This is a genomic window from Aeromicrobium jepli (assembly GCF_047246605.1).
Lineage (GTDB): Bacteria > Actinomycetota > Actinomycetes > Propionibacteriales > Nocardioidaceae > Aeromicrobium.
On the sequence record NZ_JBFOKO010000004.1, the window covers coordinates 273,140 to 287,618 of the forward strand.

At 72.2% G+C, this 14,479-nt stretch carries 13 protein-coding genes; 10 read left to right on the plus strand and 3 right to left on the minus strand.

The features are described from left to right. Positions 1-21: 21 nt before the first annotated feature. Positions 22-1,221: a tRNA guanosine(34) transglycosylase Tgt gene (gene tgt / locus AB3M81_RS10550; protein WP_412903865.1), complete on the plus strand. Its 1,200-nt coding sequence runs from the start codon at positions 22-24 to the stop codon at positions 1,219-1,221. Here tgt and AB3M81_RS10555 read toward each other — a convergent pair whose 3' ends face one another. Further along, positions 1,222-1,941, minus strand: a complete 720-nt coding sequence (locus AB3M81_RS10555; protein WP_412903866.1) for a queuosine precursor transporter — start codon at positions 1,939-1,941, stop codon at positions 1,222-1,224. It abuts the gene before it with no gap. Between the two features lie 68 nt (positions 1,942-2,009). Between AB3M81_RS10555 and AB3M81_RS10560 the strand changes: the two genes are divergently transcribed. The 5 genes from AB3M81_RS10560 (at position 2,010) to AB3M81_RS10580 (ending at position 6,490) form a co-directional block, all read left to right on the plus strand. Next, a complete protein-coding gene (locus AB3M81_RS10560; RefSeq protein ID WP_412903867.1) occupies positions 2,010-3,257 on the plus strand; it encodes a geranylgeranyl reductase family protein in 1,248 nt (415 codons plus the stop codon). 118 nt (positions 3,258-3,375) lie between these two features. Further along, positions 3,376-4,173 (plus strand): exodeoxyribonuclease III, encoded by a 798-nt coding sequence (locus tag AB3M81_RS10565; RefSeq protein ID WP_412903868.1) that lies wholly within the window; start codon positions 3,376-3,378, stop codon positions 4,171-4,173. Positions 4,174-4,206: 33 nt separating this feature from the next. Then, positions 4,207-4,629: a MarR family winged helix-turn-helix transcriptional regulator gene (locus tag AB3M81_RS10570; RefSeq protein ID WP_412903869.1), complete on the plus strand. Its 423-nt coding sequence runs from the start codon at positions 4,207-4,209 to the stop codon at positions 4,627-4,629. Beyond that, positions 4,616-5,905, plus strand: coding sequence for an MFS transporter (locus AB3M81_RS10575; RefSeq protein WP_412903870.1), 1,290 nt, complete (start codon positions 4,616-4,618; stop codon positions 5,903-5,905). Before AB3M81_RS10570 ends, AB3M81_RS10575 begins: the two co-directional genes overlap by 14 nt. Positions 5,906-6,286: 381 nt before the next feature. Further along, on the plus strand, positions 6,287-6,490 hold the full coding sequence (locus AB3M81_RS10580) for a cold-shock protein (RefSeq protein WP_412903871.1): 204 nt from the start codon (positions 6,287-6,289) through the stop codon (positions 6,488-6,490). A gap of 263 nt (positions 6,491-6,753) precedes the next feature. Here AB3M81_RS10580 and AB3M81_RS10585 read toward each other — a convergent pair whose 3' ends face one another. Beyond that, positions 6,754-7,860, minus strand: a complete 1,107-nt coding sequence (locus tag AB3M81_RS10585; protein ID WP_412903872.1) for a PQQ-dependent sugar dehydrogenase — start codon at positions 7,858-7,860, stop codon at positions 6,754-6,756. Between the two features lie 79 nt (positions 7,861-7,939). On the opposite strand from AB3M81_RS10585, the gene AB3M81_RS10590 reads away from it, so the two are divergent. From AB3M81_RS10590 to AB3M81_RS10600, 3 genes are all read left to right on the plus strand, one after another. Then, a complete protein-coding gene (locus AB3M81_RS10590; RefSeq protein WP_412903873.1) occupies positions 7,940-8,335 on the plus strand; it encodes a thioredoxin family protein in 396 nt (131 codons plus the stop codon). Positions 8,336-8,347: 12 nt separating this feature from the next. Beyond that, positions 8,348-9,853: a succinyl-CoA:acetate CoA-transferase ScpC gene (gene scpC, locus AB3M81_RS10595; RefSeq protein ID WP_412903874.1), complete on the plus strand. Its 1,506-nt coding sequence runs from the start codon at positions 8,348-8,350 to the stop codon at positions 9,851-9,853. Positions 9,854-9,943: 90 nt separating this feature from the next. Further along, positions 9,944-10,954 carry a serine hydrolase domain-containing protein gene (locus tag AB3M81_RS10600; protein ID WP_412903875.1) on the plus strand — a complete coding sequence of 337 codons (1,011 nt, stop codon included), beginning with the start codon at positions 9,944-9,946 and terminating at the stop codon, positions 10,952-10,954. A gap of 13 nt (positions 10,955-10,967) precedes the next feature. Here AB3M81_RS10600 and AB3M81_RS10605 read toward each other — a convergent pair whose 3' ends face one another. Beyond that, positions 10,968-11,810: a dioxygenase family protein gene (locus tag AB3M81_RS10605; protein WP_412903876.1), complete on the minus strand. Its 843-nt coding sequence runs from the start codon at positions 11,808-11,810 to the stop codon at positions 10,968-10,970. A gap of 76 nt (positions 11,811-11,886) precedes the next feature. Here AB3M81_RS10605 and AB3M81_RS10610 point away from each other — a divergent pair, with 76 nt between their 5' ends. After that, a complete protein-coding gene (locus tag AB3M81_RS10610) occupies positions 11,887-14,472 on the plus strand; it encodes an SNF2-related protein (protein WP_412903877.1) in 2,586 nt (861 codons plus the stop codon). Positions 14,473-14,479 lie beyond the last annotated feature (7 nt).

Consider the following 14,479-nt stretch of genomic DNA (forward strand, 5'->3'; position numbering starts at 1 on the left):
GCCGTCTGTTTGGATGGTGAGGTGTTCACCCTCGGAAGCACCCTGCCGGACGCCCCGGGACGATCGGGCACGATCACGACACCGCACGGCGAGATCCGCACGCCCGCGTTCATCCCCGTCGGCACGAAGGCCACCGTCAAGGCGGTCCTGCCCGAGTCGATCGCCCAGCTCGGCGGCCAGGCGATCCTGTCGAACGCCTACCACCTGTACCTGCAGCCCGGCGCCGACATCGTCGAGGAGGCCGGCGGCCTCGGCGCGTTCATGAACTGGCCCGGCCCGACGTTCACCGACTCGGGCGGCTTCCAGGTGCTGAGCCTGGGCGCCGGCTTCCAGAAGACCCTCGCGATGGACTCGGTCGGCACCACCGCCGACGACGTCATCGCCCCGGGCAAGGACCGCCTCGCGCACGTCGACGACGACGGCGTGACCTTCAAGAGCCACCTCGACGGCAGCAGGCACCGCTTCACGCCCGAGGTGTCGATGCGCATCCAGCACCAGCTCGGCGCCGACATCATCTTCGCGTTCGACGAGCTGACGACGCTGATGAACACGTACGAGTACCAGGCCGAGTCCCTCGAGCGGACCCAGGCGTGGGCGCAGCGGTGCCTGGCCGAGATCGAGCGGCTGCGCGCCGAGCACCCCGACCGTCCGCGCCAGGCGCTGTACGGCGTCGTGCAGGGCGCGCAGCACGAGGACCTGCGCCGGCGCGCGGCCCGCGGCCTCGGCGAGCTGGACTTCGACGGGTACGGCGTCGGCGGCGCGATCGAGAAGGAGAGCCTCGGCACGATCGTGCGCTGGGTGACCGACGAGCTGCCCGACGACCGCCCGCGCCACCTGCTCGGCATCGGCGAGCCCGAGGACCTCTTCGAGGGCGTCGAGGCCGGCTGCGACACGTTCGACTGCGTGACGCCCACCCGCGTCGCGCGCTCCTCGCGCGTCTACAGCGCGAGCGGCCGCTACAACCTCATGGTGGCCGCGTCACGACGGGACTTCGGTCCGATCGAGGACGGCTGCGACTGCTACACGTGCACGCACTACACGAAGGCGTACCTGCACCACCTGTTCAAGGCGAACGAGTACAACGCCGCCACGCTGTGCTCGATCCACAACGAGCGCTTCTTCGTGCGGCTCGTGGACTCGATGCGCGCGGCGATCGAGGCCGGCGAGTTCGCCGACCTCAAGCGCGAGTGGCTCGGCCGCTACCTCGCCGGCCGTCGCTGATCAGGCGTAGTAGCTGGGCTCGCGCCGCTTGAGGGCCGCGATCACGCGGACGGTCACCGGCATGACGGCGAGCTCGACCGCGACCTTCATGATCACGCCCATGACGAAGTAGTTGACGAAGGCGCCACCCGTGGTGATGCCGATCGCCGAGGCGGCGATCGAGCAGAAGATGAGCGTGTCGGCGACCTCGCCCACGCCCGTGGAGCCGACGAGTCGCGCGACGAGCCGGCGCTCGGCCCAGCGCTGCTTCATCCGCACCAGCACCCACGAGTTCAGGAACTGGCCCGCGAGGTAGCCGGCCAGGCTCGCCAGGACGATCTGCGAGACCGGGCCGAGGACCGCCTCGTACGCGTCCTGGTTCTCGTACCAGGACGCCGTCGGCAGCAGCTGCACCACGGCGAACGTCACGGTGGCCAGCAGCGCCATCGCGAAGCCGGTCCAGATCGCACGGCGGGCCGCCTTCAGCCCGTAGACCTCGGAGATGACGTCGCCCAGCACGTACGCCAGCGGGAACAGCACGACGCCGCCGTCCAGCACGAGCGGCCACAGCTGCACGGGCCCGAGGGTCACCAAGCCGGAGCCGACCTCGACCGCCTTGGTCGCGACCACGTTGGACACGACGATGACGACGCAGAACATGGCGAGCAGGACGTCGAAGTGGCTCGAGCCGCGGGCGGCGAACCGGACGCGGTCGGGGCTTGGCGAGGGGGCGGTGGACATGGCCGCCATCCTCCCACGCGCGGCACCCGGTCCCGGATCCTGCTTCCCCCGAATGGGAGAATCGCCACATGCGCGAGAGCCTGCCCACCAGCACCGACGTCCTCGTCGTCGGGGCCGGTCCCGCCGGCTCGTCCGCCGCCGCCTGGGCGGCGCGCCACGGGCTCGACGTCGTGCTGCTCGACGCGGCCACGTTCCCGCGCGACAAGACGTGCGGTGACGGCCTCACCCCGCGCGCGATCGCCGAGCTCGACCGCCTCGACCTGGGCGACTGGGCCCGCAGCCACACGGTCAACCGGGGCCTGCGCGCGGCCGGCTTCGGCCAGGAGCTGCTGCTGCCGTGGCCCGGCGGCTCGTTGCCCGACCACGGATCGGCCGTCCCGCGCACCGAGCTCGACGACCGCATCCGGCAGGCCGCGCTCGACGCCGGCGCGATCGGCGTGGAGGGCGCGCGCGCCGTCGACGTCGAGCGCGCCACGGACGGCTCCGTCACGGGCGTCGTGGTCGACACTCCCGACGGCCGCCACACCATCGCGTGCCGCCGCGTCGTGGTCGCCGACGGCGTGCGCTCCACGCTCGGCCGGGTGCTGGGCCGCGAGTGGCACCGCGAGACCGCGTACGGCGTCGCCGGCCGCAGCTACGTGAAGTCGGGCCGCGGCGACGACCCGTGGATCTCCTCGCACCTCGAGCTGCGCGGCCCCGACGGCGAGCTGCTGCCCGGGTACGGCTGGATCTTCCCCCTCGGCGCGGGCGAGGTGAACCTCGGCGTCGGCGCGCTGGCCACGGCGAAGCGCCCCGCGAAGATCCAGATCCGTCCGCTCATGGAGTTCTACGCCACGCTGCGCCGCGAGGACTGGGACCTGGCCGGGGACCTGCGCATGCCGACCTCGGCGCTGCTGCCGATGGGTGGTGCCGTGTCGGGCGTCGCGGGGCCGAACTGGATCCTCGTCGGCGACGCCGCCGGCTGCGTCAACCCGCTCAACGGCGAGGGCATCGACTACGGCCTCGAGACGGGCCGCCTCGGCGCCGAGCTGCTCGCGCTGGGCGACTCCCCCGCCGAGTCGTGGCCCGCCCTGCTGACCGCGCACTACGGTCCCGCGTTCTCGATCGCGCGGCGCCTCGCGGGCCTGCTCACCGTGCCGCACCTGCTGCCCACGGCCGGCCCGGTCGGCATGCGCTCGCACGCCCTGATGACGATCGCGCTGCGGGTCATGGGCAACCTCGTCACGGACGAGGACCGCGACCTCACGGCCCGCGTCTGGCGCTGGGCCGGGCGCCGCTCGATCCGCCTCGACGAGCGCCCGCCCTTCTCCGGCTGACGGGGCGAGCGACCTCCGCCGGCCGCTCGCGACTTTCGGAACGCGTTGCACGTTCGCCCGGCCGCAGACGGTGGATCCCGTTCCAGAAGTTGTCGGGGCCGGCCGGTAGCCTCGTCCGGTGCTGAGGATCGCAACCGTCAACGTCAATGGCATCCGCGCCGCGTGGCGCAAGGGCATGCAGGACTGGCTGTCGGCGCGTGACGCCGACGTCGTCACGCTGCAGGAGGTCCGGGCGCCCGACGAGGTCGTGCACGAGCTCCTCGAGGGCAGCGGCTACCACGTCGTGCACACCGAGGCCGCGGCCAAGGGCCGCGCCGGCGTCGCGGTCATCAGCCGCCTCGAGCCCACCAGCCACCGCGTCGGCAACGGCGACGAGTACTTCGACGACGCCGGCCGCTGGATCGAGTCCGACCTCACGCTCGCCGACGGCTCGGTGCTCACGGTCGTCAGCGTCTACGTCCACTCCGGCGAGGCCGGCACCCCGAAGCAGGACGACAAGTACCGCTTCCTCGACGCGATGACCGAGCGCATGGCCGAGCTCGGCGGCATGGACGGCCACGCGCTCGTCACGGGCGACCTCAACGTCGGCCACACCGAGCTCGACATCCGCAACTGGAAGGGCAACGTCAAGAAGTCCGGCTTCCTGCCCGAGGAGCGCGCGTACTTCGACCGCTTCTTCGGCGACCTGGGCTGGTACGACGTGCACCGCCAGCTGGCCGGGCCGGTCGACGGCCCGTACACGTGGTGGTCGATGCGCGGGCAGGCGTTCGACAACGACACGGGCTGGCGCATCGACTACCAGATCGCGACGCCCGAGCTGGCCAAGGCGGCGGTCGAGGCGACCGTCGACCGCGCCGCCAGCTGGGGCGAGCGCTGGTCCGACCACGCCCCGCTCACGATCGACTACGACCTCTGAGCCAGATGCATAACCTCGTGATATAATGAGGTTATGCATTCGGACGACCTCCTCGCGCCCACGCTGCGCGAGCTCGCCGCCGCGATCGCCCGGCACCTGCCCCAGGGCACGGTCAGCCGTGCCGCGGCCAGCACCCTGAGCGTGCTGCGCCTCGAGGGCGCCCAGCGGATCACGGTCCTGGCCGAGCGCGAGGCCGTGTCGCAGCCCGCGATGACCAACCTCGTCCAGCGCCTCGAGGCGCAGGGCCTGGTCACCCGCGCGGCCGACCCCGCCGACGCGCGCGCCACGCTGATCTCGGTCACCGAGGCGGGCGTGCGCGTCATCGACGAGCGCCGCCGACTGCAGGACGACGCGCTGCGCGCCACCCTGGCGCGCCTGTCCCCCGAGGACCACGACGCGCTCGTCGCCGCCCTGCCCGCCCTCGCCCACGTCACGGAGCTGCATGAGTCACGCTGAGCCCACCCACCTGTTCCGCCAGCCCAAGGCCGTCTACGCGGTCGCCTTCGCCTGCGTCATCTCCTTCATGGGAATCGGCCTGGTCGACCCGATCCTGCCCGCGCTCGCCGAGGAGCTCGACGCCACGCCGAGCCAGGCGACGCTGCTGTTCACCAGCTACCTCGTCGTCACGGCCGTCATGATGCTGGTCTCGAACTGGGTCTCCAGCCGCATCGGCGCCAAGCGCACCCTGATCGTCGGTCTCGCCGTCATCGTCGTGTTCGCGGCGCTCGCGGGGTCGGCCACGAGCATCAGCGGCATCGTCGCGTTCCGCGCGGGCTGGGGCCTGGGCAACGCGCTGTTCATCGCCACGAGCCTCGCCGCGATCGTCTCGAGCGCGCGCGGCGGGTTCGCCGGCGCGATCATCCTCTACGAGGCGGCCCTCGGCCTCGGCATCGCCGCCGGTCCGGTCGTCGGCGGCGTGCTGGGCGACATCAGCTGGCGTGGTCCGTTCTACGGCGTGGCCGTGCTCATGTTCGTCGCGCTCGTCGCCACCGCGCTGCTGCTGCCGGCCACTCCCCTGCCCGAGCGGCGCACGTCCCTGCGCGCCCCGCTCGCGGCCCTGCGCCACCGCGGGCTGTTCCTCATGAGCCTGGCGGCCCTGCTCTACAACTGGTCGTTCTTCACGATGCTGGGCTACGCGCCGTTCCCGATGGAGCTCGAGCCGCTCCAGCTGGGCTGGGTGTTCTTCGGCTGGGGCATCTTCGTGGCGATCTTCTCGGTGCTGGGCGCTCCGCGGCTGCAGGCCCGGTTCGGCACGGCGCGCTCGCTGTACGGCGCGCTGACCGGCTTCGCGATCGTCCTCGCGTTCATCGCCGCCTTCCCCGAGCACCGCACGGTGCTCGTCGTCGCGGTGATCGTCTCGGGCGTCTTCATCGGCATCAACAACACCCTCACGACGCAGGCCGTCATGATGATCTCGCCCGTCGAGCGCCCCGTGGCGTCGGCCGCGTACGGGTTCGTCCGCTTCATCGGCGGTGGCCTGGCCCCGTTCGCGGCGGGCAAGCTGGTCGAGGTCTCCAACCTGCACGTGCCGTTCGCGCTCGCGGTCGTGACCGCACTGGGCGCCGTCGGCGTGCTGGCGACGAACCATCGCGCCCTCGCCGCGGCGGACGCCGGGATGGACGAGGACGGCCACGCGGCGCAGGACGTCGAGGACGTGGCCGGCCAGGTCGCCGACGAGTTCGGCGGCGCCCCCGGTGCGATCGACGAGGTGGAGGCCGTGCGGGGCCGCTGACCCGCAAAGGCGCGGGGGACGCGCCGTCCCCCCGGATGCACGCCCCCCGCATGGCCGGCACGAGTCGGCCGGCTGACCACAGCGCTTGCGCGTGGTTCTTCCTGACTATACCGGCGTAGTCATTCCGATGTCGCCGACGCGCGACGGTTCACCGGATATTCGCGCCACGGTTCATCAGATATTTACGGCCACGCCTTCTCAAGGGGTGGACCCCGGGGGCTCGTGGTGCCGTAGGGTGGTGCCCAGTTGCACGACGTTGGACAGCAAAAGGATGCAGTACCCCTCGGGGCGTGGTTCCTCTCGCGTGTTGGATGTGCGTCGCGACCGTCGGCCGTGAAGATCGCGACCGACTCTCGCCAGGAGAATCAGAGGAGAAAGACCATGGCCACCGGAACCGTCAAGTGGTTCAACGCCGACAAGGGCTTCGGCTTCATCGCCCCCGACGACGGCGGCGAGGACGTGTTCGCGCACTACACCGCGATCCAGTCCAGCGGCTACCGCTCGCTGAACGAGAACCAGAAGGTCGAGTTCGACGTCGAGCAGGGCCAGAAGGGCCTGCAGGCGGCGAACATCCGCCCGCTCTGAGCGAGGTCGTTCGCACCACGTCAAGAACCCCACCACCTCGCGGTGGTGGGGTTCTTGCTGTCAGTGCCGGGAGGGAGCCGGACTCACAGTTGCGGCGATGCCGCGGCCGGTCCCGTGTTCCGAAGCGGACACGAGCGGCCGGGGAGGAACCGGACGGACGCGGGTGCGAGACCCCGAGGCGCTGCATTCCTCTGACGCCGATGTCCGGGCCGTTCCCTGTCCTCGACCATAACCTCCGACCTGCCCGGAAATCCAGAGGTTTCTCACGCGGAGATTGCTACACGCAGCAGTCGATCGTCACCGCGCCGCGGGGTCGCGCGGCCGTCCGTGTTGGACGTCCCGAGCCACAGCGATCCGTCCGGTGCGACGGCCACGGAGCGCAGCCGGCCGTGCTCCTGCGTGAGGAAGGCGCGGGGCTCGCCGCCGTCCAGCGGCACCTGCCACAGCCGCTGCCCGCGCAACGCGGCGACGAACGCTCGATCGCCGCTGATCGCGATCCCGGCCGGTGACGCCTCGGCCACGTCCCACGTCGCGAGCGGCTGCCGGACGCCCTCGCCACCGCCCCGGCCCTCGACGTCGGGCCAGCCGTAGTTGCCGCCCTTGACGATGCGGTTGACCTCGTCCGCGGACTTGTCGCCGAACTCGCTGGCCCAGAGTCGTCCGGACCCGTCCCAGGCCAGCCCCTCGACGTTGCGGTGCCCGTAGGACCAGACCTCGTTCCCGAACGGATTGCCGTCGACCGGACGGCCCTGCGTGTCGATGCGCAGGATCTTGCCGTTCAGCGGGTCGCGGTCCTGCGCCGTGCCCGGATCGGCCGCGTCGCCGACGGCCACGAACAGGTGGCCCGCGCGGTCGAACGTGAGCGCGCCGCCCTGGTGGTTGAACGCCTTGCGCAGCCCCGTGAGGATCGGCTCGGCGCGGCCCAGTCGCTCGCCGTCGAACTCCAGGCGCACGACCCGGTTGTCCTCCTCGCTCGTGAGGTACGCGTACAGGGCCGACTCGTCGCCGGGGGCGACCGCCAGTCCCTGCAGGCCGCCCTCTCCCCCGGGCGCGACGCCGGGCACGTCACCGACCTTCGTGACGTCGCCGTCCGCCGTCACCCGCACGATCGAGCCCTCGTCCCGCTGCGTCACGAGCGCCGTCCCGTCGGACAGGAACACGATCGCCCACGGCACGTTGAGGCCCGTCGCGATCGTGCCCTCGACGCGAGGCTCGATCGGCCGCGGGGCGGCCGACGTCGGCGACGGGCTCGGCGTCGCGGAGGGGCTCGTCGACGGACTGGGCGACGGCTCGCTCTCGTCCGAGCGGCACCCGGCCAGCCATGCCGCGCCGAGGGCCGTCCCACCGAGGATCAGGTGCCTGCGGTCCATGCAGCCATCGTGCCGCAACCGCAGGAATGCCACAGTGGAGGAGAACGTTGTTCCGGAACATCCCCGAGGAAAGGCCATCATGACCACGATCAACCTCACCGCAGAGACGTTCCAGGAGACGGTGACCGGCGACGGCATCACGCTCGTGGACTGGTGGGCCGGATGGTGCGGACCCTGCATGCAGTTCGCGCCCGTCTACGAGGCCGCCAGCGAGAAGCACCCCGACATCACGTTCGCCAAGATCGACACCGAGGCCGAGCAGGAGCTCTCCGCCGCCGTGCAGATCTCGTCCATCCCGACGCTCATGGCGTTCCGCGACGGCATCCTGCTGTACGCCCAGCCGGGCGCGCTGCCGGCGAGCGCCCTCGACGACATCATCGGCCAGGTGCGCGCCCTCGACATGGACCAGGTCCGTCGCGAGATCGCGGCGCAGGAGGCCGAGGGCACCGGCGTGACGGGCGACACCACCGCCTGAAATGATCGGCTCATGAGCCGTGTGACGTGCCCCGTCCTGTCCTCACGCGTCATGAGTGCCGAGGAGGCCGTGGCGTTCATCCGTCCCGGCGACAACGTCGGCATGAGCGGATTCACCGGCGCCGGCTACCCCAAGGCCGTGCCCTCCGCGCTCGCCGCGCGGGCCCAGGCGGCCCACGCGGCGGGCGAGGACTTCCGCATCGGACTGTGGACGGGCGCGTCGACGGCCCCGCAGGCCGACGGGGTGCTGGCCGAGGCGCACGCGATCTCCACGCGGCTGCCGTACAACTCCGATCCCTCGCTGCGCCAGCAGATCAACGCCGGCGAGGTCGACTACGTCGACGCCCACCTGAGTCATTCCGCGCAGCAGATGTGGTTCGGCTTCTACGGCCCGCTCGACGTGGCCGTCATCGAGGTGACGGCGGTGCTGCCCGAAGGGCTCCTCGTGCCCGGCAGCTCGGTCGGCAACAACAAGACCTGGCTCGACCAGGCCGACAAGGTGATCCTCGAGGTCAACCGCTGGCAGCCCCGCGAGTTCGAGGGCTTCCACGACATCTACCGCGGCACGGCGCTGCCACCCCACCGCCGCCCGCTCGTGCTCACCGAGCCGATGCAGCGGATCGGCGAGCCCTACCTGTACGTCGACCCGGCGAAGGTCGTGGCGGTCATCGAGACCGACGAGCCCGACGTCGGCGCGGCGTTCTCCGCGCCCGACGAGGTGTCGCGGGCGATCGCCCGCCATGCCCTGGACTTCCTGCGCGGTGAGGTCGGCGCCGGCCGCATGCCTCCCGAGCTGCTCCCGCTCCAGTCCGGCGTCGGCAACGTCGCCAACGCCGTGCTGCAGGGCCTCGACGAGTCGGAGTTCACCTCGCTGGTGGCGTACACCGAGGTGCTGCAGGACGGCATGCTGAACCTGCTCGACAGCGGCACGATGCGCGCCGCGTCCACCGCCTCGTTCGGCCTCTCGCGCGAGGGCATGACGCGCTTCCGCGAGAACATCAACGGGTACAAGGGCCGCATCCTGCTGCGCAGCGAGGAGATCTCGAACCACCCCGAGATCGTCCGCCGGCTCGGCATCATCGCGATGAACGGCATGATCGAGGCCGACATCTACGGCAACGTCAACTCGACGCACGTCATGGGCAGCGCCGTCATGAACGGCATCGGCGGCAGCGGCGACTTCGCCCGCAACGCCTACCTGAACTTCTTCCTGACGCCGTCCACGGCGAAGAACGGAGCGATCTCGGCGATCGTGCCGATGGTCAGCCACGTCGACCACACCGAGCACGACGTGCACGTCATCGTCACCGAGCAGGGGCTGGCGGACCTGCGCGGCCTGTCGCCGCGGGCACGGGCCGAGCGGATCATCGACAACTGCGCGCACCCGGACTTCCGGCCGCAGCTGCGCGACTACCTCGAGCGGGCCCTGGCCGCGCGGCCCACCGCGCGCCACACCCCGCACCTGCTGGACGAGGCGCTCTCGTGGCACCAGCGGTACCTCGACACCGGCCGCATGTGACCGCCGTGCCGGCCCGGCTCGCCGCCGTCGTCGTGGCCCTCGCCTGCCTGCTCACCGCCTGCACGTGTCGAGTCCCCCGGGAGGACCGCCTTGTCCGACGCCTCGCTGCCGACCGTCTCGGTGCCGCCGAGCCCGACCCCCACTCCCCCGCCCGACTTCACGCGGCTGCGCGGGCTGGCCGACCGGACCGGCTCGACGTGCACCCTCGTGATGCGCGGGGACGAGGTCGTGCACGAGCACCCGGCGGGATCGCGCCACGCGACGCGCCGGGTCTACTCGATCACCAAGTCGGTCACGGCGGTCCTGCTGGCCATCGTCGCGCAGGAGGGCGCCCTCGGCCTCGACGACCCGGTCGCGCGGCACGTGCGCGACTGGCCGCGCGAGTCCGCGGACGTCACCGTTCGGCACCTGATGTCCATGACGTCGGGCCGGACGTGGACCGAAGCCCTCGACACCGCGATGATCCGCTCGGGCGACCAGACGGCGGCCGCGCTCGCCGTCGGACAGGCCGATCCCCCGGGCACGGCCTGGCGGTACGACAACCTCGCGAGCCAGCTGCTGTCCGCCGTGCTGGAGTCGGCCGTCGGCGACCCCGAGGCGTTCGCCCGCGCGCGCCTGTTCGAGCCCCTGGGCCTGACCGACACCTCGTGGGAGCGCGACGGCGCCGGCCACGTGAAGACGTACGCCGGGATCGTCTCCTCGTGCGCGGACCTCGCGCGCCTCGGCGTGCTCATGCGCGACGGCGGACGGTTCGGCGGCCGGCAGCTCGTCCCGGCTGAGGCGGTCGCCGAGCTGACCACGCCGTCCTCGGACCTGAACGCGGCCTACGGCCTGCTGTGGTGGACCAACGCGCAGGGCCGCGTGGTCGAGGTGCGCCGCGCGGCCGGCTTCGAGCAGGACCGCGAGCCCTACCGCGGGCGGCTCGCCCCGGGGGCGCCCGCCGACGCGTTCTGGGCGCTCGGCTGGGGCAACCAGCTGCTCGCCGTCGTGCCGTCGGAGGACGTCGTCGCCGTGCGCCTGGGTCCCAAGCCCGCGGGTCCCGAGGACCTGACGTTCGACGGCTTCACCGGCGCCGTGCTGGAGGGCCTGCGTCCGAGCTGACCTCGAGCAGGGGTCAGGCGGCGGTGACGAACGACCGCATGCCGACCGAGCCGAGGTCGATCTCGGTGTTGAAGAAGCCGACCTCCTCGTCGGGCTCGAGCAGGCTGAGCGCGGCCACCATCGGGCGGTAGTGGTCGTCCGTCGGCACGGCCAGGCGCGCGGCCGACCAGGAGCGGTACGGGTCGAGCAGGCGCTTCACGTCGCCCTGGGCGATCGCGTCCGCGGTCTGCTGGTCGAACTCGACGGCCCAGTCCCACGCCGCTCCCCCGCCCCAGCGGACGCGGTTGAGGGCGTGGACGATGTTGCCGCTGCCGATGAACACGACGCCGCGACGGCGCAGGTCGCGCAGCCGGGCGAACAGCTCGTAGAGCTGCGGCAGCGGCATCGCGTAGTCGATGCTGATCTGCAGGACGGGGACCTGCGGCGCGGGCGCGAGGAACTTCAGGACGCTCCACGTGCCGTGGTCGAGGCCCCACTGGCTGTCGAGCCGGGCCTCGTACTCGACGAGGTGCTCGGCCAGGATGCGCGCGACCTGCTCGTCGCCGTGGGTCTCGTACTGGACGCGGTAGAGCTCGTCGGGGAAGCCGCCGAAGTCGTAGATGATCGGGTTGCGCGGCGCATCCGTGATGTGGGTGCCGCCGGGCGTGAGCCAGTGCGCGCTGATCACGACGATCGCCTGCGCGGCCGGCAGCCCGGCGCCGACGCGCTCCCACTCGCGGGTGAAGGAGTTGTCGCTGATCGCGTTCATCGGGTTGCCGTGGCCGACGAAGAGGACCGGCATGCGCGGACTCGGCACGAGGCGGTTCGTGAGGTCGGACAGCGAGTGCGTGGGCACGGTCTCGGGGCGCAGATTCATGACGACTCCTGATAGTTGATGATTCAACTATACCATCCCACGTCAGCCGCTTGAGGCCGTGCGCGACAATGGAGGGATGGCCACCGCGACCGAGCTGCAGATCGCCCTGCGCCACCCGGTCCGCTTCGTGGTCGACCCCGACGAGCCGGGTCGGTCGCGCTTCGTCTTCGACGCGCCGGCAGGCGAGATCGAGGCCACGGCGAACGAGGCCGTGGGCCCGCTGAGCGGCGGCATCCGTGCCCTGAACGCCCATCCCAGCGCCCGCGCGTGGGCCACGCCGGCGATCGTCGCGCTGCGCCTCATGGCCACGGGAACCCTCGCCACACCGGGCTCCTCGGAGCTGCAGCAGATGCTCGACGCCGGCCGCGCGATCGGCCCCACCCCCGCCGAGGGCCAGGCCACGGTCCGCGCCTTCCTCGCCGCGCTCGTCGCCGACGCGCCGGCCGTCGCCACGACGCCGCAGCGGCGCCGCGAGCCCGAGCAGCCTCGCCCCACGATCGAGCGGCCCACGAGCTTCTCCTACCGCCTCGACGTGCGGCTGAGCCAGGACGCCGATGCGGCCGCCGACCTCGAGCTCTTCGTGCGGCCGCAGTCGTTCAACCGCGCCGCCGTCGCCGCCGCGACCGTCCTCTCGCGCGACGACCACCACCTCGGCCCCGCCGCGAAGCCGGCGATGCTCGCGATGCTCGAGCGGCTCGCCGCCAGCTGGCCGCCGGCCGACCGGCTCGCGCGCGACGGCCACGCCCGCGTCAGCCCCGACGAGCTCGGCGAGCTCGGCCAGGGGCGTCCCCTCGTGTCCGCCATGGCCAACCGGGTCGACATCGAGTGGCCGGAAGGGCTGCGCCGCGACGTCCGCGCCACCGGCGTCGTCAGTCGCATCGAGGACCCCGACGCGGACCGCGGGCTGCAGCGCGAGCACGACCGCCCGCGTGCCTTCACGTCCGACCAGCTGTTCCGCTTCGACTGGAGCGTCTCGATCGGCGGCGAGCACCTGAGCCGCGCCGAGGTCGAGCAGCTGGCGGCCTCCCAGTCCGGCATGCTGCACCTGCGCGACCGCTGGGTCATGGTCGACCAGCAGCAGGTGGCCCGCGTGCTGGCCGGGCACGGCCGCACGCTGGACTCCGCCGAGGCGCTGCGCGCGGCGGTCACCGGCAGCCTCGAGGTCGACGGCCTCGAGACCGAGATCGACACCGTCGGCTGGCTCGAGGACGTCCGCCGCCGGCTCGCCGAGCAGGACGCCGACATCGCGCCCGCCGACCAGCCCGAGGCGCTCGACGGGACGCTGCGCGAGTACCAGCTGCGCGGCCTGCGCTGGATGAGCCAGCTGGTCGACCTCGGACTCGGCGGCATCCTCGCGGACGACATGGGCCTGGGCAAGACGCTCATGCTCATCTCGCTGCACCTGCACCTCGACGCCGCCGAGCCGACCCTCGTCGTGTGCCCCGCGTCGGTGCTGGCCACGTGGGAGCGCGAGATCGCGCGGTTCGCGCCGGGCGTCCCGGTGGTCCGGTACCACGGACCGCGCCGCTCGCTCGCGGACGCCAAGACCGGCTTCGTCGTCACGACGTACGCCACGATGCGCTCCAGCGTCGAGGACCTGCGCCGGCACCGGTGGAGCCTCGTCGTGGCCGACGAGGCCCAGCACGTCAAGAACCCCGGCAGCGGCGCAGCCCAGGCGCTGCGCCGCATCGGCTCCGACGCGCGCATGGCGTTGACCGGCACGCCGGTCGAGAACCACCTGGGCGAGCTGTGGGCGCTGCTCGACTGGACCACGCCGGGCCTGCTCGGCACCCGCGAGCAGTTCCGCCGCGAGTGGTCCCGCCAGATCGAGCGCGACCACGACACCGAGCGCGCCGCGCAGCTCTCGCAGCTCATCCGCCCGTTCGTGCTGCGCCGCCGCAAGTCCGATCCCGGCATCGCGCCCGAGCTGCCGCCGAAGATCGAGACCGACCACCGCGTCCCGCTGACCCGCGAGCAGGTGGGCCTCTACGAGGCGGTCGTGCGCCGCACGATGTCCGAGATCGCCGACTCCACCGGCATGAAGCGCCGCGGCCTCGTCGTGAAGCTGCTGACCCAGCTCAAGCAGATCTGCAACCACCCCGCGCAGTTCCTGCACGAGCCCGAGGCCCGCCTGTCCGGCCGGTCGGGCAAGCTCGAGGCCTTCGACGCGCTCGTCGAGGAGATCGTCGACGAGGGCGGCGCCGCGCTCGTGTTCACGCAGTACGCCCAGATGGGCCGCCTGCTCGCCCGCCGCCTGGCCGAGCGCAAGGTCCGTCACGACTTCCTGCACGGCGGCACGCCCGTCGCCCGGCGCGAGCAGATGGTGCGCGCCTTCCAGGAGGGCGAGACCGACGTCTTCGTGCTGTCGCTCAAGGCGGCCGGCACCGGCCTCAACCTCGTGCGCGCCGACCACGTCGTGCACTACGACCGCTGGTGGAACCCCGCGGTCGAGGACCAGGCGACCGACCGCGCCCACCGCATCGGCCAGACGCGCAGCGTGCAGGTCCACCGGCTCGTCGCCGAGGGCACGATCGAGGAGTCGATCGCCGAGCTCATCAGCAGCAAGCGCGCGCTCGCCGACGCCGTCGTCAACGCGGGCGAGGCCGCGCTCACCGAGCTCACGGACGCCGAGCTCGAGGTCCTGGTCGGCCTGCGCCTCTAGGCACGGC

Bases quoted from the DNA above. Each gene is read 5' to 3' on its own strand.
- AB3M81_RS10555 (WP_412903866.1), bottom strand. From the start codon at position 1,941: ATGTCCACCGCCCCCTCGCCAAGCCCCGACCGCGTCCGGTTCGCCGCC.
- AB3M81_RS10560 (WP_412903867.1), top strand. From the start codon at position 2,010: ATGCGCGAGAGCCTGCCCACCAGCACCGACGTCCTCGTCGTCGGGGCC.
- AB3M81_RS10570 (WP_412903869.1), top strand. From the start codon at position 4,207: ATGCATTCGGACGACCTCCTCGCGCCCACGCTGCGCGAGCTCGCCGCC.
- AB3M81_RS10575 (WP_412903870.1), top strand. From the start codon at position 4,616: ATGAGTCACGCTGAGCCCACCCACCTGTTCCGCCAGCCCAAGGCCGTC.
- AB3M81_RS10580 (WP_412903871.1), top strand. From the start codon at position 6,287: ATGGCCACCGGAACCGTCAAGTGGTTCAACGCCGACAAGGGCTTCGGC.
- AB3M81_RS10585 (WP_412903872.1), bottom strand. From the start codon at position 7,860: ATGGACCGCAGGCACCTGATCCTCGGTGGGACGGCCCTCGGCGCGGCA.
- AB3M81_RS10590 (WP_412903873.1), top strand. From the start codon at position 7,940: ATGACCACGATCAACCTCACCGCAGAGACGTTCCAGGAGACGGTGACC.
- scpC (WP_412903874.1), top strand. From the start codon at position 8,348: ATGAGCCGTGTGACGTGCCCCGTCCTGTCCTCACGCGTCATGAGTGCC.
- AB3M81_RS10605 (WP_412903876.1), bottom strand. From the start codon at position 11,810: ATGAATCTGCGCCCCGAGACCGTGCCCACGCACTCGCTGTCCGACCTC.
- AB3M81_RS10610 (WP_412903877.1), top strand. From the start codon at position 11,887: ATGGCCACCGCGACCGAGCTGCAGATCGCCCTGCGCCACCCGGTCCGC.